This window comes from Williamsia muralis, from assembly GCF_051487485.1.
GTDB lineage: Bacteria > Actinomycetota > Actinomycetes > Mycobacteriales > Mycobacteriaceae > Williamsia > Williamsia muralis_B.
The window spans coordinates 840,401-862,907 of record NZ_JAHVCV010000002.1 but is presented as its reverse complement, the minus strand read 5'-3'; the positions used below and the strand labels follow the sequence as shown (position 1 = coordinate 862,907).

22 protein-coding genes and 1 riboswitch are annotated in these 22,507 nt (G+C 66.6%); of the genes, 8 read left to right on the top strand and 14 right to left on the bottom strand.

Translation table 11 applies throughout. The features are described 5' to 3' along the window. Window positions 1–6: 6 nt before the first annotated feature. Window positions 7–179, bottom strand: a riboswitch (cyclic di-AMP (ydaO/yuaA leader). Window positions 180–480: 301 nt separating this feature from the next. From KXR83_RS07420 to KXR83_RS07405, 4 genes are all read right to left on the bottom strand, one after another. Then, complete coding sequence (locus tag KXR83_RS07420) at window positions 481–729, bottom strand: MoaD/ThiS family protein (RefSeq protein WP_023955345.1); 249 nt, start codon at window positions 727–729, stop codon at window positions 481–483. A gap of 2 nt (window positions 730–731) precedes the next feature. After that, entirely contained in the window at window positions 732–1,823 is a 1,092-nt protein-coding gene (moaA, locus tag KXR83_RS07415) for a GTP 3',8-cyclase MoaA (RefSeq protein WP_437424272.1), read from the bottom strand. 93 nt (window positions 1,824–1,916) lie between these two features. Beyond that, window positions 1,917–2,429, bottom strand: a complete 513-nt coding sequence (locus tag KXR83_RS07410; protein ID WP_247207781.1) for a flavin reductase family protein — start codon at window positions 2,427–2,429, stop codon at window positions 1,917–1,919. Between the two features lie 8 nt (window positions 2,430–2,437). Further along, window positions 2,438–2,689, bottom strand: a complete 252-nt coding sequence (locus tag KXR83_RS07405) for a hypothetical protein (protein ID WP_437424271.1) — start codon at window positions 2,687–2,689, stop codon at window positions 2,438–2,440. Window positions 2,690–2,842: 153 nt separating this feature from the next. Between KXR83_RS07405 and KXR83_RS07400 the strand changes: the two genes are divergently transcribed. Continuing rightward, entirely contained in the window at window positions 2,843–3,256 is a 414-nt protein-coding gene (locus KXR83_RS07400) for a cold-shock protein (RefSeq protein ID WP_023955337.1), read from the top strand. 79 nt (window positions 3,257–3,335) lie between these two features. Here the strand turns inward: KXR83_RS07400 and KXR83_RS07395 are convergent, their stop codons facing one another. Continuing rightward, complete coding sequence (locus tag KXR83_RS07395) at window positions 3,336–3,872, bottom strand: DUF2771 family protein (RefSeq protein ID WP_437424270.1); 537 nt, start codon at window positions 3,870–3,872, stop codon at window positions 3,336–3,338. Window positions 3,873–3,882: 10 nt separating this feature from the next. Continuing rightward, the gene (locus tag KXR83_RS07390) at window positions 3,883–5,928 is read right to left on the bottom strand and encodes an MFS transporter (RefSeq protein WP_437424269.1); all 2,046 of its coding nucleotides are present in this window, start codon (window positions 5,926–5,928) and stop codon (window positions 3,883–3,885) included. A gap of 82 nt (window positions 5,929–6,010) precedes the next feature. Between KXR83_RS07390 and KXR83_RS07385 the strand changes: the two genes are divergently transcribed. The 3 genes from KXR83_RS07385 to KXR83_RS07375 all read left to right on the top strand — a co-directional run bounded on the left by KXR83_RS07385 (window position 6,011) and on the right by KXR83_RS07375 (window position 10,218). Continuing rightward, complete coding sequence (locus KXR83_RS07385; protein WP_437424268.1) at window positions 6,011–6,835, top strand: DUF3027 domain-containing protein; 825 nt, start codon at window positions 6,011–6,013, stop codon at window positions 6,833–6,835. Further along, window positions 6,792–9,557 (top strand): sacsin N-terminal ATP-binding-like domain-containing protein, encoded by a 2,766-nt coding sequence (locus KXR83_RS07380; protein ID WP_437424267.1) that lies wholly within the window; start codon window positions 6,792–6,794, stop codon window positions 9,555–9,557. The genes KXR83_RS07385 and KXR83_RS07380 overlap by 44 nt, the downstream gene beginning before the upstream one ends. Before the next feature lie 67 nt (window positions 9,558–9,624). Further along, the gene (locus tag KXR83_RS07375) at window positions 9,625–10,218 is read left to right on the top strand and encodes a phosphatase PAP2 family protein (RefSeq protein WP_437424266.1); all 594 of its coding nucleotides are present in this window, start codon (window positions 9,625–9,627) and stop codon (window positions 10,216–10,218) included. Here the strand turns inward: KXR83_RS07375 and KXR83_RS07370 are convergent. Next, entirely contained in the window at window positions 10,106–10,348 is a 243-nt protein-coding gene (locus KXR83_RS07370) for a DUF2530 domain-containing protein (protein ID WP_437424265.1), read from the bottom strand. The two genes, KXR83_RS07375 and KXR83_RS07370, sit on opposite strands and share 113 nt — an antisense overlap. 227 nt (window positions 10,349–10,575) lie before the next feature. Between KXR83_RS07370 and KXR83_RS07365 the strand changes: the two genes are divergently transcribed. Beyond that, entirely contained in the window at window positions 10,576–11,007 is a 432-nt protein-coding gene (locus KXR83_RS07365) for a MarR family winged helix-turn-helix transcriptional regulator (RefSeq protein WP_437424264.1), read from the top strand. A gap of 21 nt (window positions 11,008–11,028) precedes the next feature. On the opposite strand, the gene KXR83_RS07360 is transcribed toward KXR83_RS07365, so the two are convergent. Beyond that, on the bottom strand, window positions 11,029–12,255 hold the full coding sequence (locus KXR83_RS07360) for a GNAT family N-acetyltransferase (protein WP_437424263.1): 1,227 nt from the start codon (window positions 12,253–12,255) through the stop codon (window positions 11,029–11,031). 41 nt (window positions 12,256–12,296) lie between these two features. Here KXR83_RS07360 and KXR83_RS07355 point away from each other — a divergent pair, with 41 nt between their 5' ends. After that, entirely contained in the window at window positions 12,297–13,166 is an 870-nt protein-coding gene (locus tag KXR83_RS07355; protein ID WP_437424262.1) for a TrmH family RNA methyltransferase, read from the top strand. Between the two features lie 37 nt (window positions 13,167–13,203). On the opposite strand, the gene KXR83_RS07350 is transcribed toward KXR83_RS07355, so the two are convergent. The 4 genes from KXR83_RS07350 to KXR83_RS07335 all read right to left on the bottom strand — a co-directional run bounded on the left by KXR83_RS07350 (window position 13,204) and on the right by KXR83_RS07335 (window position 17,599). Continuing rightward, window positions 13,204–13,983, bottom strand: coding sequence for a DUF6928 family protein (locus tag KXR83_RS07350; RefSeq protein ID WP_437424261.1), 780 nt, complete (start codon window positions 13,981–13,983; stop codon window positions 13,204–13,206). Window positions 13,984–14,059: 76 nt separating this feature from the next. Next, the gene (gene sepH / locus KXR83_RS07345) at window positions 14,060–15,100 is read right to left on the bottom strand and encodes a septation protein SepH (RefSeq protein WP_437424260.1); all 1,041 of its coding nucleotides are present in this window, start codon (window positions 15,098–15,100) and stop codon (window positions 14,060–14,062) included. Window positions 15,101–15,246: 146 nt separating this feature from the next. Further along, the gene (gene serC / locus KXR83_RS07340) at window positions 15,247–16,380 is read right to left on the bottom strand and encodes a phosphoserine transaminase (protein WP_437424259.1); all 1,134 of its coding nucleotides are present in this window, start codon (window positions 16,378–16,380) and stop codon (window positions 15,247–15,249) included. Between the two features lie 94 nt (window positions 16,381–16,474). Further along, window positions 16,475–17,599 carry a citrate synthase 2 gene (locus tag KXR83_RS07335; RefSeq protein ID WP_062795471.1) on the bottom strand — a complete coding sequence of 375 codons (1,125 nt, stop codon included), beginning with the start codon at window positions 17,597–17,599 and terminating at the stop codon, window positions 16,475–16,477. A gap of 168 nt (window positions 17,600–17,767) precedes the next feature. Between KXR83_RS07335 and pdxH the strand changes: the two genes are divergently transcribed. After that, window positions 17,768–18,445: a pyridoxamine 5'-phosphate oxidase gene (gene pdxH / locus KXR83_RS07330; protein WP_437424465.1), complete on the top strand. Its 678-nt coding sequence runs from the start codon at window positions 17,768–17,770 to the stop codon at window positions 18,443–18,445. Window positions 18,446–18,503: 58 nt separating this feature from the next. Then, on the top strand, window positions 18,504–19,769 hold the full coding sequence (locus KXR83_RS07325) for an MFS transporter (RefSeq protein WP_437424258.1): 1,266 nt from the start codon (window positions 18,504–18,506) through the stop codon (window positions 19,767–19,769). Between the two features lie 3 nt (window positions 19,770–19,772). Here the strand turns inward: KXR83_RS07325 and KXR83_RS07320 are convergent, their stop codons facing one another. Both KXR83_RS07320 and KXR83_RS07315 read right to left on the bottom strand, forming a co-directional pair. Then, on the bottom strand, window positions 19,773–21,116 hold the full coding sequence (locus KXR83_RS07320) for an ABC1 kinase family protein (protein ID WP_437424257.1): 1,344 nt from the start codon (window positions 21,114–21,116) through the stop codon (window positions 19,773–19,775). Between the two features lie 267 nt (window positions 21,117–21,383). Continuing rightward, window positions 21,384–22,409 (bottom strand): oxygenase MpaB family protein, encoded by a 1,026-nt coding sequence (locus KXR83_RS07315; protein WP_437424256.1) that lies wholly within the window; start codon window positions 22,407–22,409, stop codon window positions 21,384–21,386. Window positions 22,410–22,507 lie beyond the last annotated feature (98 nt).

The window sequence follows — 22,507 nt, the reverse complement described above, 5'->3', positions numbered from 1 at the left end:
AGTTGTACTTCCTCTCTCCACGCGCCTACGAAGTCAGCTGTCGGGTTCGAGCGAGAGGTTGCTCGGTCCGCTTGCGCGGGCTTCACCCCAAGGGCTCCGATTTCTCGGAACCCGGTGATCTCCAGGAGATGTTGGGTCCCCCGTCCTCGTCCCTGAAATGCGTTTGGAGTTTCTCGGTTCGCGGGACGAGGTTGGGCGCGGCGAGCCGGGAATATTCACTTGCGGTCTGGCCGATCAGGTCGACCGAGACAGACGGTACGGGTTAATCAGTGGTTACACACAACTTCTTCGACGGCCTTTTCGACGTGTCGGCGGGCCTGTTTTCGGCGGTTTCGGCATTACTGCTGCTCATCGGTATGACTGTCGTCCCGTGTCCGTACCGTAACCCAACCGTTATGTGAGGAACGTCACAGCCTCATCCGAAGGAATGAGACGCCGATGTGGGTCGAATGACACGTTGCTGCGCACGGTGAAACGCGCTCAACCGCCCGCGAACGGCGGCAGTACGTCGACGGTGTCGCCACTCGAGAGCACTCGTGAGCGGTCGCGAACGGCAACGGACTCATGCAGATACGAGCATCTCTCCAATACTTCAGCCAACTGCGGATTGCTTTGACCCAATTGGATTTCCAGATCCGCAAGAGTGGCTTTGTCGGTGAGTTCGACCACACTTTGTTCCACACCTGCAGCTGCTTGGGCGGCGGCAAAGAATCGGACGCAGATACGCATCGTCAGCCCCCGATCGCAGACATCGATCGTGCGGGTTGGAGGAAGCCCGGCTCGTTGACACCATGGCCCGGAAGCTTGCCCCATGTGGACTGTCGCCACCGCAGGGCGATTTCCTGATCTGTAGCGTCAGTTGACTTCAGCAAACTGCGCAGATCCGTCTCCGAGGTGGCGAACAAGCAGTTGCGGAGCTGGCCGTCCGCAGTGAGTCGGGTTCGGTCGCAATCGCCGCAGAACGGGCGGGTGACCGAGGCGATGACCCCGACCCGGGCAGGTCTTCCGTCGAGCCCGGTATGACCCTCGACGATCCAGCGTTCCGCGGGGGCCGACCCTCGCGCCACGTCGTCGGGCCGCAAATCGAAGTCCTGCCGTAGGCGGGCGAGGATCTGGTCGGCGGTGATCATCGAGGTGCGTGACCAGTGATGTTCGGCGTCCAGCGGCATCTGTTCGATGATCCGCAGCTGATAGCCCTTGTCCAGGCACATCTTCAGGAGGGCGGCGGCGTCGTCGAGGCCGCCGGCGGTGTCGAGTACGGCGTTGACCTTTACCGGCGTCAACCCGGCGTCGGCCGCGGCCTCGAGGCCCGCCAGCACGTCGGGAAGGCGATCGCGACGGGTGATGGCGGCGAACTTGGCGGCGTCGACGGTGTCGAGGGAGACGTTCACCCTGTCCAGGCCGGCTGCTGCCAGTCGTTTCGCCTGCCGGGCCAGGCCCAGTCCGTTGGTGGTCAACGCGATCTCGGGCCGGGGATCGAGGGCGGCAACCGCCTCGATGATCTCCGGGAGGTCCTTGCGTAACAGTGGCTCGCCACCGGTGAACCGGACCGCTCGCACCCCTAGTTCGCGCACGCCCACCGAGACCGCGCGGACGATCTCGGCAGCTGTCAGAACGTCGTCGCGGTCGAGCCAGTCGAGGCCTTCGGCGGGCATGCAGTAGGTGCAGCGCAAATTGCAGCGGTCGGTCACCGAGACGCGGAGGTCGCGGACGGCGCGCCCGAAGGTGTCCACCATGGGACCGCTGGTGGGCATGACGGCGTCTGTCCCGACGGGCGGGCGGACGGATAAGCCTGCTGGCATACCCAGAGCGATGGCGGTCACCTGTACAAGCCTACGGTGATCGCCCGATCGAGGTTGGATCCGCGGAAAAAACTGACTACGGGCGTTCTCCGATGGGGCCTGAAGTCGTGGCTGCTACGGCCGTCGTTCCAGCGCCCGGAACGCACTGGCGTGGAATACGAGCGGCTCCTGTGACGGGTCGGCGCGCAACGCCTCGACCTTGAGCAGGACCAGGCTGTGGTCGCCAGCCGGTATCTCGTTGTAGATGGTGCACGACAGCTGGGCCACCGCTCCGCCGATGAAAAGGGCGCCGTCGTCGGTTGTCTCCACCCGTAGCCCGGTGAATCGCGCATCGGCTCGGCCCGCGAGTTGTTTGCACTCGGCGTCCTGATCATGGGCGAACACCGACAGCCCGATGACGGGAGCGCTGCGCAACTTGGGCCACGTCGTCGATTCGTTCTGGACACAGAGCGACACCAGTGGCGGGTTGAGCGACACCGTGGCGAACGAGCTGGCGGCCATGCCGATGGGCTCGCCGTCACCCTGGTGGCACACGGCGACCACACCGGTCGGAAAGCAGCTGTATGCAGCGCGGAGTGCCGTGCCGTCACTGGTGGGAGTCAATGCTCCGTCGATTGAGAGCGTCATGTCGTCAGTCACTGTAGTGGCGACCTCGAGCCGCCGCCCTGGTGCGCAGCGGCGTCCCGATGGCGTCGCCCTGATCGCAACGCAAAAATCAGCGCGAGCAAAAAGCCGAGCGGGGCACACATGGTGAGCAGATAGACGAACAGGGGAGCGGTCTCACCGGTGATCGGCGTACTCAGAAACAGCCAGAGCAGTGCGATGACACCGACGACAAACAGTCCCACAGCGGCCCGCAGCAACAGGCTGCCTTCGGCTTTGCGCATGTAGACAACGGTAGTGCAGGTTCGAGGCGGCCGAAAACCCGTGTGCTCGGGGGTTGGCCGAGGCGCTAGACTGACCGAACGCGTCCGGCTGGGCCAGTTGCCCGCAGCGGGCGCTTTCGTTTTGGGCAATGCGAGTAGATGAGGGTGAGCACAGTGCCTACCGGCAAGGTGAAATGGTACGACGCGGAGAAGGGCTTCGGCTTTCTCTCGCAAGATGAGGGCGAAGACGTCTATGTGCGCTCGTCCGCGCTCCCCGATGGGACCGAGGCGCTCAAACCCGGCCAGCGGGTCGAGTTCGGCATGGCGGCGGGTCGTCGAGGCCCACAGGCGTTGACGGTCAAGGTTCTTGATCCGGCTCCCAGCGTTGCCAAGAACACGCGGGAAGCGCGCAAGGAACAGCCCAAGCGGCACAGTCCTGACGAGCTGCACGGCATGGTGGCCGACCTGATCACGTTGCTGGAAGGCAAGATTCAGCCGGATCTGCGCAAGGGTCGATACCCCGACCGCAAGACCGCCGCCCGGATCTCCGAGGTGGTGCGGGCCGTTGCCCGGGAGCTCGAGACCTAAGTAGTTCTAGTAGTTCTAGGTAGTCCTCGCGCAGCTTCGCCGCTGGGTTCGAATCAGCCGGCTGGGTTCAGGATCCGGACTAATCGGATGCTGGGACATCGACACCGTCGGGAAGGGTGTCGATGCCCCAGATCCCGCGTGGGATGAAGCCGCCCGCGTCTTCTTTCTGTGACGGCTGCTTGATCTCGATTGTCGCCAGGATCCGGTCGCGGGTCGAGGCGAGGGTGAATGTGCGTTTGCTGTCGCTGCGGTAGAAGACCTCGGCGGTGTTGTCGAACCCGTCTTTGCTGAGGTACTGCACCACGAGCGTCCAGGGCCCGACCGACAGGTCACTCGACAGCGACACCATCACCGCGTCGCCGACCTGCACGGGGATCCGCGTCGGCTTGTTGGTCGGTGATCCTTCGCAGTCCTTCATCTCGATGGAGCAGTAGATCAGCGGCTCAACCGTGATCAGTGTGTTGCCCTTCGCGACATGCAGATAGGGGACGTCGTTGTCCTCGTGTCCGGAGGCCAACGCGGCCACCGAGCCGCCGATGACGGCGACGAGCAACAGAACGGTGATGGCGGCGATCGCGAAGAACTTCTTCTCGCCGGTGGTCAAGCGTGCGCTCATGTATCCCAACTCATCGGTCTCCGCCGCCTTTGTTCCAGGCTTCGCGGATGTGCGGATCGACATGGATTGCGCCGGTGGGCATGGTCATGTCTGGCCGCTTGCCACCGAATCCGGGGACCAGCGTAGAGCCCCGGTTGGTGACGAAGGTCTGCACCAGGCCCAGGGCCAGCAGACCTGCGACGACTCCGAAGCCGATGGTCAGGTTCGGCGGCAGCAGCACACCGAGGGATGCGCCGAACACCCAGCTCATCTGCAGGACGGTCTCGGAGCGACCGAAAGCCGAGGCGCGTGATGCGTCCGGCAGATCGTTCTGGATGGACGAGTCGAGGCAGACCTTGCCGATGGCGCTGGTTCCCGAGGCGACGAGCGCCGCGACCGCCACGAACAGCAGGCTGCCGAACGCTGCGGCCAGTGCCGCGACCGCGACGCAGGCACCGGTCACCATCACGATGATGCGCTCGGGGTTCTTCAGCTCCAGCCGTGTGCCGGTGGCGTTGCCGATGAAGTTTCCGATGCCGGCTGCCGCGCCGACAGCACCGAGCATGGCGACTTGAGCCCAGCCGCTGCCGCCGCCCTGCTGCGACTTCGCATAGAAAGCGATGAACAGGGTCAGGAAGCCGGTCAGGATGCGGATGGTGCCGTTGCCCCAGAGGCCGACGAGTACGTTGCGGCCCAGGGGCTGACGCATCGTGGCTGCCAGGGCCTTGACCGGAGAGGCCTTCTCGCCGGACTGTTTTGCGCTTGGTGTCTGTGCGCCACCCGGCGGGGGGTATTGGGCAGGATCGGGGCGCCGCAACGGATCGCGCGCCGGTTCACCGTGGTAGGTCAGTGTGGTGGGGACCTCGCCCGCGGTGACCTCCACCCAGGACGGGATGCGCATGCACAGCACGGCGCCGGCCACGGTGATGATCGCCAGCCACACCATGGCCCCGGGCAGGTGCAGCGGAAGGACCTTGGCCAGCAACACTTCACACAGTGCTGCCACACCACCGCCGAGAATCGTGCCACCCACCAGCCCGAATGTGGTCAGGCGGGAGTTGACCCGGACCAGGTCGATGGTCGGCGGCAGGACACGCGGTGTGACGGCCGACTTGAGCACGCCGAATGACTTGGACAGCACCAACATTCCGAGTGCGCATGGGTAGAGCACCCAGGGGTCGTAGGTCAGCTGGTTCGCGGCGTCGTCCCAGCCGCAGTTCGCCATCACCAGCAGGGCCAGCACGGTACGTCCTGCGAAAGTGCCGGCCATCGCGATGCGACGGCCCCGCTGCAGTTTGTCGAGCATCGGTCCGATCAGTGGGGCGATGATCGCGAAGGGCGCGATGGTCAGCAACAGGTAGAGGCCGACCTTGCCTTTTGATTCCGCGCTTGCGGCGGCGAAGAACAAGGTGTTGGCCAACGCGATCGTCATCGCGGCGTCGACCGCGAAGTTGACCACCGTCGGATACGTCAAAGCGGTGAGACCGGAACGGTCTGCGCCGTCGGCGGTGGCCGCCTGGTGGATCTTGCCCAGGCCCTTCGATGTCAGCTCCCGGCCTCGGAGCGCGGCAACGCGGGTGACGGTGAGCTTGCGGGGCATTGCCCGACCACCGGATTCTTCGCGGTGGTAGTCGGTCTCGTCCAGTGGCGGCAGATGCGGGTTGCGCGACGTCTGCTGGCGGGTGTCGTTCCGGCGACTGTCGTCGGGAGGGGGAAACGCGGCGGTGGACGCGGGCGGGGGACCACTCGGCGGCGGGCCGCCCTGTGCGGGACCACCGTTGGGAGGGCCACCGCTAGGAGGACCGCCGTTAAAAGGATTGCTGGGCGGTCGCGGCCCACGCGGTGGCATGGGGGGCTGGCCGCTGCGCGGATAGGAGGGCTGGCCCCCGGGGCGTGGCTGGCGTGGTCCCGGCGTCGAGCCGTCGACCGGATAATTGGCCGAACCCGGATGCGCTGCGGGACCAGGTCGTGGCGGCTGGCGGGGGTCTTGCCCGGCGGGGTCGGCGGGGCCCCGAGTGCCTCTGGCCCTGCCCGAGGAGGTCGTACGAGGATCGTGTGGTTGATTTCCTCGGTTCACTTTCCCGATTGTTCCCTATCCGACGCAGGCCTACCAACCCTCGGGCACTTGCGGCGCGCCCCGATACGGCACACTGGAGGACGTGAACGCGGTTACCGAGCAGACAGACGCAGTGACTGATCACGACGGGCCCGGCGATCATGTCGACCAGGAGAGGGATGACGCCGAGCAGAAACGCGTGGAAGCGCTGCTGACAGCGGCCGTCTCGCAGGCGAGGGCCGCGATCGACGCCGACGACAAAGAGGTCGGTGACCACCTCGAAGCGGTCACCGAGGCCGCCTTCACGGTCACCCACTACTTCGCCGCCCACGTGCCCGGCTATCGCGGATGGCAGTGGTGTGTGGTCCTGGCCGGATGTCCTGGCTGCGACGACGTCACGGTCAACGAAGTGGCCTTGCTGCCGGGTTCCACTGCGCTGACCGCGCCGGAATGGGTTCCGTGGGCCGAGCGGCTTCGCCCGGGAGACCTGAACCCCGGAGATCTACTGGCGACGCCGGCCGACGATCCACGCCTGGTCCCGGGTTACGTCGACAACGACGACAACGATCCGTTCAGCGAAGAGTCCGCTGTGGCGACCGAACTGGGTCTCGGCCGCAAACGGCTGCTGAGCCGTGAGGGTCGGCTCGAGGCAGCTTCGCGGTGGGTCGAGGGTGAGCACGGTCCCGCTTCCGAGATGGCCAGGAGCGCCCGGCACAACTGCGGCACCTGCGGTTTCTACCTCCCCGTGGTCGGTTCGCTGCGCGCCGCGTTCGGTGTGTGCGCCAACGAGTACGCCGCAGACGGCCGTGTGGTGCACGCCGAGTACGGGTGCGGCGCCCATTCGGATGTCGAGGCGCCCACCGGGGGCGGAAGCCCTGCCTACGATGCCTACGACGACGGCGCGGTTGAGATCCACGCCAACTCCTGACCCCGTCGTGCAGCCGTCCGATCCGTTCGGCCTCGGCCGTCTGCGCGAATCGATTCTCGGGTCGTGGCTCACCTCGCCCACCCGCCTGCGTGAAGACACTGCTGCTGAAACAGATCTCGTCGGTGTCGGGTATCGCGACCGCCTGCTGACCGAGCTTGTTGCCAACGCCGCCGATGCCGCGACAGCTGCCGGGATCATCGGTTCGGTTCGTGTGTGGCAAGACGGCCGGTGGCTACACATCGCGAACACGGGCGCACCTCTCGACGCAGACGGTGCCGCTGCCCTGACGGCGCTGCGTTCCTCGAGCAAACACGGCGACGGCTTGATCGGACGGTTCGGGGTGGGGTTCACCGCGGTTGCCGCGGTGACGCGTCATGTCGAGATCTGTTCAGTGACCGGATCATTCGAGTTCTCGGCCGAACGCACGCGTGCCGAACTCGCCGCGAAGGGGACGGTTGTGGAGCAGGTGCCGACGTTGCGCCTGGCCTGGCCGATCGACACCGCGCCGATCGACGGCTTCGACACCGAGGTGGTGATGGAGATCGACGACTCGATCGACATGGCCGCGATGTTCGACGGATTCGCCGCCGAGAGTGTGCAATTGCTGCTCGAACTCGAATCGATCGACACGATTACCCTGCCCGACAACACTTTTCGACGCATCCGCGAGGGCGACATCATCTCCGTCGGCGGTGCGAGCTGGCGCGAGCTCGTGGCACCGCGAGCCCGCTGGTTGCTCCCGCTGCGCGATGGCAGGCCGGTTCGGGTGCGTCGCGACGTGCTGCGAGCACCGACCCGCACCGACGTCGAGCTCACCGTGCCGGCCATCTGTGTCGGCGATGTGCAGCTGACAGCTGATCGTCGTGGGCTGCACCCCGACGCTGACATCGCCGTATTGGCAGAGGGTTACGCGCAAATCGTTGCCGAGCTGCCCATCGATCAGCGAATGGGACTCGTCCCGGCGCCGGGGTTCGCGGCCGGACGCGACGACGAACGACTGCGTGAAGCGCTGCTCGCCGAGTTGGCCGGGCACGCCTGGGTTCCGGGTGCCGAGGGCGACGACCTGATCGCGTCCCGGGCCGAGGTGTTGCCCGACCTCACCGCCGGGCTCGCCGACCTCTTGGGCGAGGTCATCACCACACTGGTGCACCCCGACCTGTCCGGCCGGGGCTCGCTCAGCACGCTGCGGTCGGTGGGTGTGACAGAGATCGGGCTGGCCGAGGTGGCCGAACGGCTCACCGGTCTGGACCGCGAACCACGGTGGTGGGGCGACCTTTACGCCGAGTTGTCGGTGGTGGCGCAGGGCCAGGTCGACGAACTCGGGGCGCTTCCGGTGCCGTTGACCGACGGGCGGACGCTTCCCGGTGCCCGCGGAACAGTGCTGCCGCCGTACCGCGGCGACGAGGATGCCGACGTTGTCGCACCCAGCTGGCTCCCGACCGTCCATCCCGCGGCGAACCACGATCTGCTCGAACGGCTCGGTGCTCAGCGGATCACGGTGGGGGAGATGCTGTCCGACCCTGCCCTGCGCAGTGAAATCGACGAGGACCCGGCCGATGAGCGTCTGGTGCGTAGTGTGCTCGGTCTGCTCCGCGCCGCTCCGGACGTGGTGGTCCCGACCTGGCTGGGCCAGTTGCAGCTGCCCGCCGATGACGACGATGTTCGGCCGGCGGACGAGCTGCTGTTGCCGGGCAGTCCGCTCGCGGAGGTGCTGATCGATGATTCGCCGTTCGGGATCGTCTCGGCCGATCTGGTCGAGGAGTTCGGCCAGGCGGCGTTCCGTGCTCTGGGCGTGGGATGGGACTTCACGGTGCTGCGTGAGGAGTACCCGACCGGCCCCGACCACGACCTACCCGACGAAGAGCAGTGGTGGAGCACGTTGGACGATCCGCCGCAGACGCTGGCGGCCGTTCGCGATCTCGACCTGGTCGACCCCGACCGCTGGCCGGAGGCGCTGACTTTGCTGGTCGAATCTGCCGACGCGGCAACGTTGTTGGCCGATCGCTCCGGGTACACCTGCTGGTGGCTGCGCCACTATGCGGTGGTCGACGGAGTACCGCTCGGGGGCTGGCGCGCACCGAGCGACCTGACCGTCGCAGGCCTGCTCGACCCCATCGATCACCCGCACGGTGATGAGATCTCCGGCGCGCTGGGAAATGCCGATGTCGAGGACATCGACGCGGCTCGGCTCATCCTGAACCGGCTGTCCGAGGCCGACCGCGCGGTCTCACCGCTGGTGGCGGCCACGGCGCACACTGCCCTCGCCGAGGCGCTGCGGGCCGGCCGCATCGAGCTGGACGACGTCGGACCGCCAACGGTCGCAAGAACTCTCGCCGGCAACGTGGCGCAGGACGCGGTTGTGCTCGACGCCCCCTGGCTGGCCGCCGCCATCGACCCCGGTCGACTCATCACCCTGGTGCCGTCGCAGATCGGGCTGGCATCGTCGCTCGCCGACCTGCTCGACATGCCGCTGGCGACCGAGGAGTTCACTGCAGAACCGGTGCAGGAGGGCAGACCGTCCACGTGGGAGGCCGAGCCCGGCGCCTTGCGATCGGCGTTGATGCAGAGCAGGCCGCTGCCCACCGGTCCCATCCGGGTACATGATGAATTGGTCGTCGAGGTGCACCACGACGGCACCACGAGTCGACGCCGGGTTCCGTTCTGGCGCGATCAGAAAGGGGCGCTCCACATCGATGCCGAGTTCCACGTCATCCCTGACTGACCCGGGGGGCATTCTCCGAACCGATTCCCTTGCCTTCGGGCCGGACCGTTCTGTCTGGGAATGGTCGGTGACGAACCGGACCGACGCGTGGACCCGGACGATGAAGGTCGTCACCACCCTCGGCGACACCGTCACCATGACGCTTGTGGCGGTGGCGGTGACCGTCGCATTGCTCGTGCTCCGACAAACGCGGTCGGCGGTGCTGGTCGGGGCGGGGTCACTGATCGGGTATGGCCTGATGGTCGGGCTCAAGCACCTGATCGGACGGGAACGGCCGCCCGCGGAAGCCCGGTTGCTGGACATCGACACGTTTTCCATGCCGTCCGGACACGCGATGATGGCCACGATCGTCTACGGCCTGATCGCGGTCGCCGGCTACCACAGCAGTTCGTGGGTGAGAGCGCACCGCCTGGTGCTCCTGGTGGCTCCGGTGCTGGCCGTGGCGATCGGCTGGAGCCGCGTGTACCTCGGGGTCCACTGGATGACCGACGTCGTCGCAGGCTGGCTCCTGGGCGTGGCCTTCGTGGCGTCGGCGACCTATGGCGTGTTCAGGACAGACCGTCCTGGGCGGCGCGGCTCCCTCGCCGGATCGCCCACCGTTGCAGGGACACCACAAAGCAGCCGAACAGGCCGACGCCAAGGCCCACCAGGCAAATCGTGAGCGTGTTGTCGGTTCCCAGGTCCCAGACGGCAACCATCACGGTCGCGATGAGGAAACCGACCATGCCGACCACGATCACCGGCTCTGGTGCCGTCAGTGCGCGCGGTAGCGCGGGTACGGGTTCAGGCATGCCCACCAGGCTAGTGGCGAAAACTCGACCGGCCAACTCGTACGCAGTCAAAAGTTCACTCGTTTAGGCAGTCGTCCAAGCGTAATTTTCCGAGCTGGGGAGGGCTTGTGCAGCACTACGATACGAACTGTCTTTTAAGAAGTTAACGAGCATTCACTCCTTAACCGAACACATGAACATCGCCGGTTCATGGTGCATTCAGCGCGGGCTCACCTATCCTTGATCGCGTGGATCACAATGACGAAAAGCTCGCAAGCGATCTGGCGATCGCCGTTGTCCGGTTGACCAGGCATCTGCGCGGTCGCCGGTCGGCGTCGCCGGTGTCGCTGACACAGCTTTCGGCGTTGGCAACCCTCAACAGGGAAGGGCCGATGACGCCGGGCGCCATCGCTTCGAGGGAGCGTGTGCAACCTCCGTCGATGACCAGGGTCATCGCCTCCCTGGCCGACCTCGGCCTGGTCAAGCGCGAACCACACCCCACCGACGGACGTCAGGTGATCGTGACGCTGTCGCAGTCGGGAACCGACGTTGTGGTCGATGAGGCAAACGCCCGTGAGGAATGGCTGCGCGCCCAGCTCAAACGCCTCGACGACGACCAGATGGCGACGTTGCGCGACGCCGTCGGCATCATCGAATCGATCGTCGCAGAGAGCGACTGAACGCCGCTCCCGAGCGCGGGACTAGAAGAACGTGCCCGCCACCGGCTTGCGGTCGGTGCTCAGCGCCTGATCCAGCGCATGGAGTGTGGGACCGTCGACGGCCCAGAGCCGCTCTGCCGATGCGAAGTCCACCGCGCGGTACGCCCCGAGGTAGAGGCTGCCCAGCACGGAGATGTCCATCGTGACCGTCGGTTCGGCATCGGTCTCGGTGACCTCGGCCCGGCCGTCGGTGATGACGAGCTTGAACCTGCCCCCCGACTGGCGGAACTTGTCGGACACCTCGATCACGAACTCGGCGTCGAGACCGTACTCGCGCATCGTCAGGGCCGCCGGGACGTCGAGGATCCGCAGCCACATGCTGTCGCGGATCCCGGTCACCGACGGTGCACGCAGATCGGTCAGCTTCAGCGGCAGGGGGTCGTCGACCGGCGTTGTCGCGGTGATGGCGGGCAGCAGGTCCAGGCCCACCAGCACCCGCCATAGGTCGGAATGCGCTTCGTCGGTGACGGCGAACAACTCCGAGACCTCCGCCACGGACACGCTTTCCGACTCGTGGTGGATCCGGTAGCTGGCATAGCCGTCGGGATGCAGCAGGTAGTGCAGACCGCTTCGTCCGTCGCGCAGGATCGGACGGTCGGCGAAGATCATGTTCCACCACACCGGCGCCCGGACGATCGCGCCGGGCCTGGTGGAGACCCAGCGGTCGTGTAGTTCGGGAACCCGGTCGCGGATCTGGTCCGGGTCGGCGTAGCGGACCCGCGAATCCTCAGGGGCCGGTGCGCGCAGTTGTGCGCGGCGCAGGTCGATCCGAACCTGCTGCTCGAAAGCGGCAGGGCCGTAACCGAATCGCTCGTAGATGGTGCCCTCGGATGCGGTGAGGATGGAGAACACGGACTGCTCGCGCTCCCACTGTTCGAACAGCTCGGTGATCATCATCCGCAGGATGCCGCGGCGGCGGTGCGTCGAGGCCACCGACACCCAGGACAACCCGGGCAGCGATACCCGATGTCCGCCGGGAACCGACATCGTCATCCGGAAGAACATCGACACACCGACCAGCGTGGGCCGCTCGGGATCGGACATGTCGTGCACCACGATGACGTCGTCATCGCGGACTTTCGAGCGGATGTCGGCCAGCGCCTCTTCGTCGAGGGGGTTGACGAACGCGAAGGCCCGGGCATCTGCGGTCGCGATGGCCGGCCAGTCGGATTCATTTGCGCGACGAAGCGTCAGATTCCCTTTGCTCACCCGTTCAACCTGCCATATCGGCCGTCGGGCAAACTAGTCGGATGGTCGGATCGCACGCTCACCAGGCAGGACCTAGGTCGGACCTCGCGGTGACGGTCATCGACATCGACGACCCCGACGACCCACGCGTGGACGACTTCCGCGACCTCAACTCGGTCGACCGGCGGCCGGATCTCCCGGTCCTCGCCGGAGGACGTCCCGGCAGGGGGCTGGTCATCGCGGAGGGTGTGCTCGTCGCACAGCGGATGGTCGCTTCCCGGTTCGCGCCGCACGCCTTCTTCGGCGTGGACAAGAGGTTGCGTGAACTCGGTGACACCCTCACCGATCCTGCGGTCAGCGGGGTGCCGTTCTTTCGCGCTGACGCAGACGTGATGGCCCAGGTGGTGGGCTTTCACCTCAATCGTGGTGTGCTCGCCGTCGCGCGCCGCCCCGAACCCCTTGCGCTGCCTGACATCCTGGCCGGCGCGCGCACGGTCGCGGTACTCGAAGGGGTGAACGACCACGAGAACATCGGCAGCATCTTCCGAAACGCCGCAGGCCTGGGCGTGGACGCCGTGATCTTCGGTGGGGCATGCGCCGATCCGCTCTACCGCCGATCGGTCCGGGTGTCGATGGGCCACGTACTGCTGGTTCCGTTCGCGCATGCCACGAGCTGGCCGGCAGACCTGGACGTATTGCGCAGCAACGACTTTCGCATCATCTCGCTCACCCCGGACCCGGAGGTGGCGACCCTGTCGCAGGTGGTGGATGCCCCGCGTGTGGCGTTCATGGTGGGGGCCGAAGGGCCGGGACTGACGGAGACGGCGATGCGTGCGGGCGATGTGCGCGCCCGCATCCCGATGGCACGCGGAACGGATTCGCTCAACGTCGCGACTGCCGCCGCCCTCGCGTTCTACGAGCGGGCTCGCTGAACGGGCCCGCTGAACAATGTCGCGAATCAGGCCTGCATCAAGCCTTGGGTCCGAATCCGAACCACCGGGCGACGCGCTTGACCGCCGGTGCGGGCGTGGACTCTTCGACGGGTCGCTGCGGGTGCTCGGTTGAGTACTGGCCGTCGGACGGGTGCTGTTCGACGGGGTTCCGTTCATCCGAACGCTGGTCGGGTTGGTAACCCTGCGGCCGAATTGTGAAGCCCGACAATTGGATCGAGTGCGGATCGGAGTCCGACGGGTCACGCGGGGTGGTGATGCGGAAGCCCAGCCAGGTGCGCATCGCCTCCTCGGCGAACTCCTGCGGGTGGAAGGGGAGGGCCTGAGGGTCGGGGATGGCGCCCTCGGCGTAGACGAGCGGGCGTTCACCGGCCCAGAACGGACCCTCGAAGATGAACGGCAGGCCGATGTTCTCGTAGATGTCGACGGGGTTGGCCGCGAACGACCGCCGCAGTATCCCGTCCTCCCAGCGCGCGAAGGCACCGACCGAGTACTCCGGATCGGTGTTGAGGAACACTGTTGCCTGCGCCGGCAACGCCGCGGTCCACTGCTCGGGCAGAGTGGACGGACTACTGGTCCGCAGGATCGATCCGGTCACCACGGCCAGGGAGCGGTAGACGCCGACGAAGAGCTGGTCGGCTGCCGGGGTTGCGGCCGCCACCAGATCGCACTGTCCGATCGGCAGCAGGGTCATGTCGGGGAACAGATCCGTGGCCAGTGCCTGCGCCGCATTCTCGTCGTTGGTCACGCCCTCGCGGATCTCGGCCGCCGGATCGCTCGAATTGACGAACCAGAGCATGGACGCCTTCGCTGCCAATTCAAGCCTTTCCGTGATTGCTGTCCGACATTACGTGCATCAAACAACTTAGCCTGCGTCAGGTGTTGCCACTGCTCCGGACACCGAGCAAGACATCTTCCCAGGTCGGCACGGCGGGTTTGCGGCTGTTGCGAGCACGCTTACGCGGCGCGGGTGGCTGCTGTTCGGCCGCAGGGGCCTCCGGGGCGTCGTGGTGGTCATTGTGGTCGTCGTGATCGTCGGTGTTGGCAGGCGAGGGCTCGGTGACCGCCGGTTCGGTGTCGACCGGGGGTGCGGGCACTGGTTCGGCCCGCCTCGGGGGTATACGCCGAGCCGTCTGTGCGCCGGTGAGGGAGTCGGCGTCCACGGTCACGGCTTCGGTTCCGTCGGATTTCACGGTCAGACGTGCGGGCCGCGAGACCGGTGTCACCTGTGCCGCGGGCGGAGGCGTGTAGTCGAACGCGAGCTCGGGGTGGTCGTAGTCGTAGGTGTTGTCTTCTGAGACCGGCGCGACGGCGATCACGCTACGCAACGGCCGGCTCATGTCCGGATCGGTCAGCTCGTCGGCCACTTCGTCGATGGCCTCGACGGTGCCCGAGTTGGACCCCGGAACGTATCGCCAGTGCGCACGGTTCACCGACCGGCCGACGCGCCAGCTCACCTGCACAACCCAGCGGTTGTCGTCGCCCTTCCAGGCGTCCCACTCGGTGTCGTCCGGGTTGTGACCGCGGGCCCCGAGTGCGGCCGCGACCACCTCTGCCAGCGTGGACAGTGCCGGGCCGTCGTAGCGGAGCGGGTGAGCTTGCGCGGCGAGTTCGGTGGCCCGTGCTCGTTCGAGCAGAACCGGGTGCGCAAACCGCTCGACGCGATCGATGGGTACGCCGGCAGCGGCGGCGACCTGGGCGACCGACGCCCCGGAGCGGATGCGCGACTGGATCTCTCGCGGACGCAGCGTGCTCTCCATCTCGATCTCGATCTGGCCCATCCGGGTCAGATCTCCACGAGCGGCGGCGCGCAAGGTGTCGTCGGCGGGGATGCGGAACTTCTCGCTCGACTCGGTGTCCTGCAGGATCACCTTTTTGCCGTCCGGCTCCAGGCCGATGACTCGAAGTTCACGCATCTGCTCCTCCTTCACGTCAGGGAGCCAGCCTTACACTTGCGTCGGTCTGCATTAGCGACAGCGTAATGCAGATTCAGCAGATCGCATGCTGTGACACGCCCGAAAATCCCAGCTCAGCGGGGGTGTGTTGAGTGGCGGTTTGGCCGCTACAGAGCGCCGACCACGTAGTCGATGCACGCCGTGAGCTTGCTGACGTCATCGGGCTCGACGGCCGGGAACATGCCGACGCGCAGTTGATTTCGGCCGAGCTTGCGGTACGGCTCGGTGTCCACGACGCCGTTGGCGCGCAGGATCTTCGCGACCGCGGCGGCGTCCACGTCGTCGTTGAAGTCGATGGTGCCGACCACCTGGCTCCGGTAGGTCTTGTCGGCGACGAACGGGCTCGCGAACTCGCTGGCCTCGGCCCAGTCGTAGAGCCGGCTGGAGCTGTCGGCGGTCCGGGCGGTGCACCAGTCCAGGCCGCCCTGGTTGTTCATCCACTCGATCTGGTTGGCCAGCAGGAGCAGGGACGCGACAGCAGGGGTGTTGTACGTCTGGTTCTTGCTGCTGTTGTCCACCGCGGTCGGCAACGACAGGAACTCGGGGCACCAGCGATCAGAGGCGCCGATGGTGGCGATCCGGTCGAGGGCCGCCGGGCTCATCAACGCGATCCAGAGGCCGCCGTCGGAGGCGAACGACTTCTGCGGGGCGAAGTAGTAGACGTCTGCGTCGGCGATATTCACCGGCAGGCCGCCGGCGCCGGAGGTGGCGTCGATGGCGATGAGGGCGTCACCGGCGAGGTCGGGGCGCGTCACCGGGACCGCAACACCGGTGGAGGTCTCGTTGTGGGCCCAGCCGACCAGGTCGACGCCCTCGTACTGCTCGGCGCCGATGGTCGCGATGCTCGGCGCGGTGCCCGGCTCGGTGGAGACGACAATGGGGTCGTCGAGGAACGGGGCCTTCTTCGCGACGGTGGCGAACTTGCTGGAGAACTCGCCGTAGGTGAGGTTCAGCGACCGCTTGGAGATGAGTCCGAACGCCGCGGCGTCCCAGAAGGCGGTGGTACCACCGTTGGACAGCACAACCTCGTAACCGTCGGGCAGGTTGAACAGGTCGGCGAGACCGCTACGGATGGAGCCGACGACGTTCTTGACCGGGGCCTGCCGGTGGCTGGTACCGAACACCGATGCTCCGGTGTCGACGAGCGACTGCAGCTGTTCGGGGCGCACTTTGGAAGGGCCGCAACCGAATCGGCCGTCAGCGGGCAGGAGGTCGGCCGGAATGGTGATCGTTTCGCTCATGCGACCAGTCTAGAGACCGCCCCCGAACCCGATGATGGTGGGTTTTGGCGAACGCGACCTGGGGGTTTGTTCGCCCGAACCCACCATTTCCGGGTCAGCCGGCGATGGTGGCCCAGCCCTCGACGTCCTCGGGCCGGCGAGGTGCGGCGCCGACATACAGCGCGGCAGGACGGACGAGCTTGCCCAGACGCTTCTGTTCGAGGATGTGTGCGCACCAACCGGCGGTGCGCCCGCAGGTGAACATGGCGGGCATCATGTGCGGCGGCACCTCGGCGAAGTCGAGGATGACCGCGGCCCAGAACTCCACGTTGGTCTCGATGGCGCGGTCGGGGCGCCGTTCGCGTAGTTCGGTCAGGGCAGCCTGCTCGAGCGCGGCAGCAACCTCATAGCGCGGCGCATTGAGCTCTTGGGCCGTGCGGCGCAGGACCCGTGCCCGGGGATCTTCGGCGCGGTAGACGCGATGACCGAAACCCATCAGCTTCTCTTTGCGGTCGAGGATCCCCTTGACCAGGCCGCGGGGGTCGTCGGTGCGCTCGACCTCTTCGATCATCGGCAGCACGCGGGCCGGTGCGCCGCCGTGCAGCGGGCCGGACATCGCGCCGATCGCACCCGACAGCGACGCCGCGACGTCGGCGCCCGTGGAGGCGATGACGCGGGCGGTGAACGTGGAGGCGTTCATGCCGTGCTCGGCGGCGCTGACCCAGTAGGCATCGATGGCGCGGATGTGTGCGGGGTCCGGTTCACCCTTCCAGCGGGTCATGAAACGTGCTGTGACGGTGTCGCATTCGTCGATCACGTCCTGCGGCACGGCGGGACGATGGATGCCGCGTGCCGACTGGGCGACGTACGACAGCGCCATCACCGAGGCGCGGGCGAGGTTGTTGCGTGCAGTGGACTCGTCGATGTCGAGCAGCGGCTTGTAGCCCCAGATCGGAGCCAGCATGGCCAGCCCGGCCTGTACGTCGACGCGGACGTCGCCGGTGTGGATGGGTAGCGGGAAGGGTTCGGCCGGGGGGAGGCCGTCGCCGAACTTCCCGTCGACCAGCAGCGCCCACACATCGGAGAAGGTCACGTTGTTCTCGACGAGGTCCTCGATGTCGACCCCGCGGTAACGAAGGTTGCCGCCGTTCTTGTCCGGCTCGGCGATCTCGGTGGTGAAGGCGGTGACGCCCTCGAGACCTTCGACGAATCCTTCCGGGACCTGCACATTGACTGCCATCGATCGCACTCCTCGCGGTTCGAGCTGCACACTGCGGCCGCGCTGTCACCCGCGGTCTCGGGGCACCGACTGCCGTACTTGCCTAGGACTGTAGTAGCCCGTTCCGGCGGCGGTTACCCGGGAGTAGCGTTATTCGTCGTGACGAACGAACCGGTGGATCTGTCGAGCATGCGGGTGGCCTATTCGGCTTCGGGCGGTGACGACGCGGCAGGTGCGGACGGGGTGCGCGGCAACCTCGACCCGAGCTGGCTCGCAGGGGATCCGCCGTGGCTGGCCCTGTTCGGTCAATGGCTGCGCGAAGCCATCGATGCCGCGATCGCCGAACCCAATGCGATGGTTCTCGGCACGGTTGATGCCGACGGCCATCCGTCCACACGCACGGTGCTGTGCAAGGGCGCCGATGCCGACGGGGTGGTGTTCTTCACCGGCTACGACTCCGACAAGGCGAACCATCTGGCGTCCACTCCGTATGCGTCGGTCACCTTCCCGTGGATCGGGATGGAGCGGCAGGTGCACTTTCGGGGGCCCGTCAGCAAGGTGCCCGCCGAGGCCACCGAGAACTACTGGGTCCGGCGGCCGCGTGGTTCTCAGCTCAGTGCCTACGCGTCCGAACAGTCGGCACCCATCGAGTCACGCCAGGCGCTCGAGGAGCGTGCCGCCGCGATCGCGGACCAATTCGGTGGCGCGGATGGGGATCAACCGGTTCCGGTGCCGCCGCGCTGGGGTGGCTATCGCCTGGCGCCCACCGAGGTGGAGTTCTGGCAGGGCCGGGCCAACAGGTTGCACAACCGGGTTCGGTGCACGCTTGTCGACGGTCGTTGGCGCAGTGTGAGATTGCAGCCGTGACACCGACCACGCTCACCCGGCGGATCCTGCTGGGTTCGGTTTCCGGGGCACGGACGAGGTGACGCGCCGGTTCCTCGCCGACACCACCCCGCTGCAACACCCTGATTTCCGACGCCTGTGGTGGGCGAACATCGTCACGGTCATCGGTGCGCAACTGACGGTGGTGGCGGTTCCCGCACAGATCTATCAGCTCACCGGCAGTTCGGCCTATGTCGGGCTGACCGGATTGTTCGGCCTTGTCCCGCTGGTGATCTTCGGCCTCTGGGGAGGCGCGGTCGCCGATGTGGTGGACCGGCGAATCCTGTTGATCATCACGACATTCGGGTTGATCGCGACCAGCGCTCTGTTCTTTGTGCAGTCGGCGCTGGGCTTCGGCAACGTGTGGTTCATCCTCGTGGTGTTCGCGGTACAGCAGGCCTTTTTTGCGGTCAATCAGCCGACGCGGTCGGCGATCCTGCCCAAGTTGATGTCGAAAACCGAACTGCCCGCTGCCAATTCGCTGAACATGACGGTGATGCAGGCCGGCGGGATCGCCGGCCCGCTGGTGGGTGGGGCGCTCATCCCGGTCCTGGGCTATTCCGTGCTGTACCTGGTGGACACGTTGTTCCTGTTCGCCACGATCTGGGCGGTGATCCGGTTGCCGTCGCTGCGTCCGGAGGGACCGGACAAACGGGGCACGCCGGGCTTGAAGTCGGTGATCGAGGGATTCCGCTATCTCGGCGGTCACAAGGTCTTGATGATGTCGTTCCTGGTGGACCTGATAGCGATGATCTTCGGCATGCCCCGGGCGCTGTTCCCGCAGATGGCGCACGAGAGTTTCGGCGGACCAGACGGCGGCGGTGTGGCCTTTGCGCTCTTGTTCTCGGCCATCGCCGCGGGTGCGGTGATCGGGGGAGTGTTCTCCGGCTGGGTCTCTCGGGTGCAGCGTCAGGGGTACGCAGTGATCATCTGCATCCTCATCTGGGGTGTGGCGATCACCGGGGTGGGGATCTGCGTCGGGTTCGCCTCGGGGTCGGCGCTGCCGATGCTCCCGATCACGGTGGCGTTGCTCATGATCGGCGGCGCTGCCGACATGGCGTCGGCAGCGTTCCGGATGTCGATGCTGCAGGCGGCCGCGAATGACGATGTGCGAGGGCGCCTTCAGGGCGTCTTCATCGTTGTCGTCGCGGGCGGGCCCCGCATTGCCGACGTTGCACACGGCGCCGCAGCCGCATCGGTCGGCGCCGCGGTCGCCACCGCCGGTGGCGGCATCCTCGTCGTGATCGGAACAGTCCTCGCGGCCCTCGCCGTTCCCGCCTTTGTCCGCTACCGCATCACGCGCTGACGATCACCGGGCCGCGGCGCGGGTGCGGCTGGGTGCCGAATCCTTGAGCAGCCCCGCGGTGTACCCGACAACCTGGGGGTCGGCCATCGCTTTCCACCGCGGGGCGAGCAGTTTCATGTAGCGCTCGACGTAGAGCAACTGCTTGCCGACGAGTACCAGTTCACGGGGGAGCCGGGCGTCGTAGTTCTTGGCGAGGTTCGCGAGTTGGCGGCCCAGGTCGGCGTACGCCATGTTGCCCAGTTCGGTTCCGCCGATGGGGGCGGCGACGCGTCGCAGGTCCTTGGCGGTCTCGCGGACCGAACCCGGTTTCCCGAAGGTGCCGAGCGCAGCCAGGGCCTGACCGGCGGCCTCGTAGTTGCTGCGCATCAGGTTGCCGAGCAATTCGCGGACGATCATGCGGGTGTTGTCGTCGAAGCGGCCGACGATGCCCCAGTCGAGGAACACGATGCGCCCGTCAGCGTCGACGAGAACGTTCCCGGCGTGCAGATCGCCGTGGAAGATCCCGTCGGTGAAGGCCGACTCGAGCAACGACATCAGCAGGGTCTTGACGATCTCGGTGCCGTCGTGACCCGCGCGGCGGATGGCTTTGACGTCGTCGATGCGAATGGCGTCCACCCGCTCGAGGGTGAGCACCCGCTCGCTGGTGTGGTCCCAGTAGACCTTGGGAACACGCACCTTGTCGGCATACTTCGACCCCGAGATGGCCGCGGTCCATTCCTCCATGGCAGCGGCCTCGGTGCGGAAGTCCAGCTCGGAATGGAGGTTGACGGTGAAGTCCTCGATCACCGCCTTGGCGCTGAGCATGCGTCCGTACGACGACAGTTCCACGAGCGCGGCGGTGCGCTGCAGGATTTGCAGGTCGGCGGCCAGTCGGGCCTTGATGCCCGGGCGCTGGATCTTGACGACCACCGACTCGCCGGTCTTCAGCGTCGCGGTGTGGACCTGCGAGATGGACGCGGAGGCGATCGGTTCGGCGTCGAAGTCGTCGAACACCTCATTGGGGTCGCGGCCGAGCTGGCTGGTCAGCAGCGCACGGACCTGCTCGGGGTCGGCAGGGGGCACCCTGTCGAGCAGCGACCGGAACTCATCGGAGAGCACCTTGGGGAACACGCCCGGACTCGAGGCGATGAGCTGCCCGAGCTTGACGTAGGTCGGGCCCAGGGCGGCGAACGTGTTGCGCGTCTCACCGGCTCCGATCGCGGCCGCGTCCTGCCTGTGGCGTACCCGGGTGGCGAACCGTGCGCCTCCGCAGACGGCGTGCCAGGCAGTGGCGCCGATGCGCGCCGCCTCGGTGGTCAGCGGCACCTTCTGCAGTGTCGGTCGTGGCTCGGCTGTGGTGATGGTCATGGTCCTCCGCATGCGACTTGTCGCCGGGGCAGGCCATCCCGGTTTTGGGGACGGCCGATGGTCGATGCTCCGCCGGACATGGTAGGGCATCTGGCCGTGAGCGCCAGTCGGCTTGTCTTGGGCGCTGCCCGTGGCATGCCGCCCCGGTGCGGGACGGCGTGGGCGTAGCGCTTTCGGTGCTGCAGGACTAGTCGAATCCCCAGGTGGCCGCGTTACGGTTACACGGTGTGGTCTTGGTGACACTGGGCCCGGAGGCCGGTCGAGCTCTCAGAGTGCGGTCTCGTTGGACTGCCAGGGCAGGTTCGCCCGCCGCGCCGCCGTCACCGGGCAGTAGTGCATCGGCTCGCCACGGACGGCTTCGGGAGGCAGATTGCGTACCGGTGTGTCCAGCAGTGGTGCGTCGGCGGGCACGGCTCCGGCCAGCCGATCCCAGGCGTCGCGGCACCGTGGATGTTTGCGGTAGCGCTCGGGCAACAAGTGCATGAAGGTGTTGACGGCCTTGCCGAACCGGCGGAAACGGCGCTCGTCACGTTCTGACCAGGTGAAGCCCATCAGGTCGCGAACCGGCTGGTCGTACAGTCCCACCGTCAGCCAGGTGAAGAACCGTTCGGTGGGCCGGACCAGTTGTTTCCAGACCGGGCGGGGCATCCACGACATCCACGGGGGCGGCGGCAGTTCTGAGATGTCCAGCACCGTGCGGACGGCGGGATGGTCTTGAAGGACGTTGCGGCACATGTGATCCCAGTACTCGAGAAACTCCTCGTAGGTATCCGGGCATGGCCGGGTGCTCACGCCGTACATCGCGTACCAGGTGCGTGACTCCTCGAACAGCTGACGTTTCTCCGCTTCGGTGATCGGTGGCCCGAAGACCTCCGCGCACCGGATGTTGCCGTACCAGAAGGTGGCGTGCGCCCAGTAGAAGACGTCCGGATCGAGCGCGTGATAGCGGCTGCCGTCGGGCATCGCACCCTTGATCTCGCGGTGGTAATCACGAACCTCGCGACCGGTGTCCTCGGTGCCGTCGAACACCACCCCGATGATGGGATAGAGCGACCGCATCAACCGCTCCCAGCGTTCGCCGAAGAAGTCGGAGTGCTCCGACACGGCCGCACCGAGCTTCGGGTGCATGTTCTGCATCGAGCCCGACCACAGGCCGATGAGCATTCCGTGCCAGCCGCCGAAGAACTTCCAGGTCACCGAATCCGGGCCGAGCAGTTGTGGCACGGGTGTGGATGCGGTCGGGTCGGGCGTGGTGATCGGTCGGGTATCGCGCAGGTCGGTCACGGGAGACATCCTTCGTCGACGGCCGGTGCCGGGGGACACCAATGAGACGAAACTCTAGATCCGTCTCACGGGGAGTGTCAACCGCCACAGCCGAATGGATGAAAGCT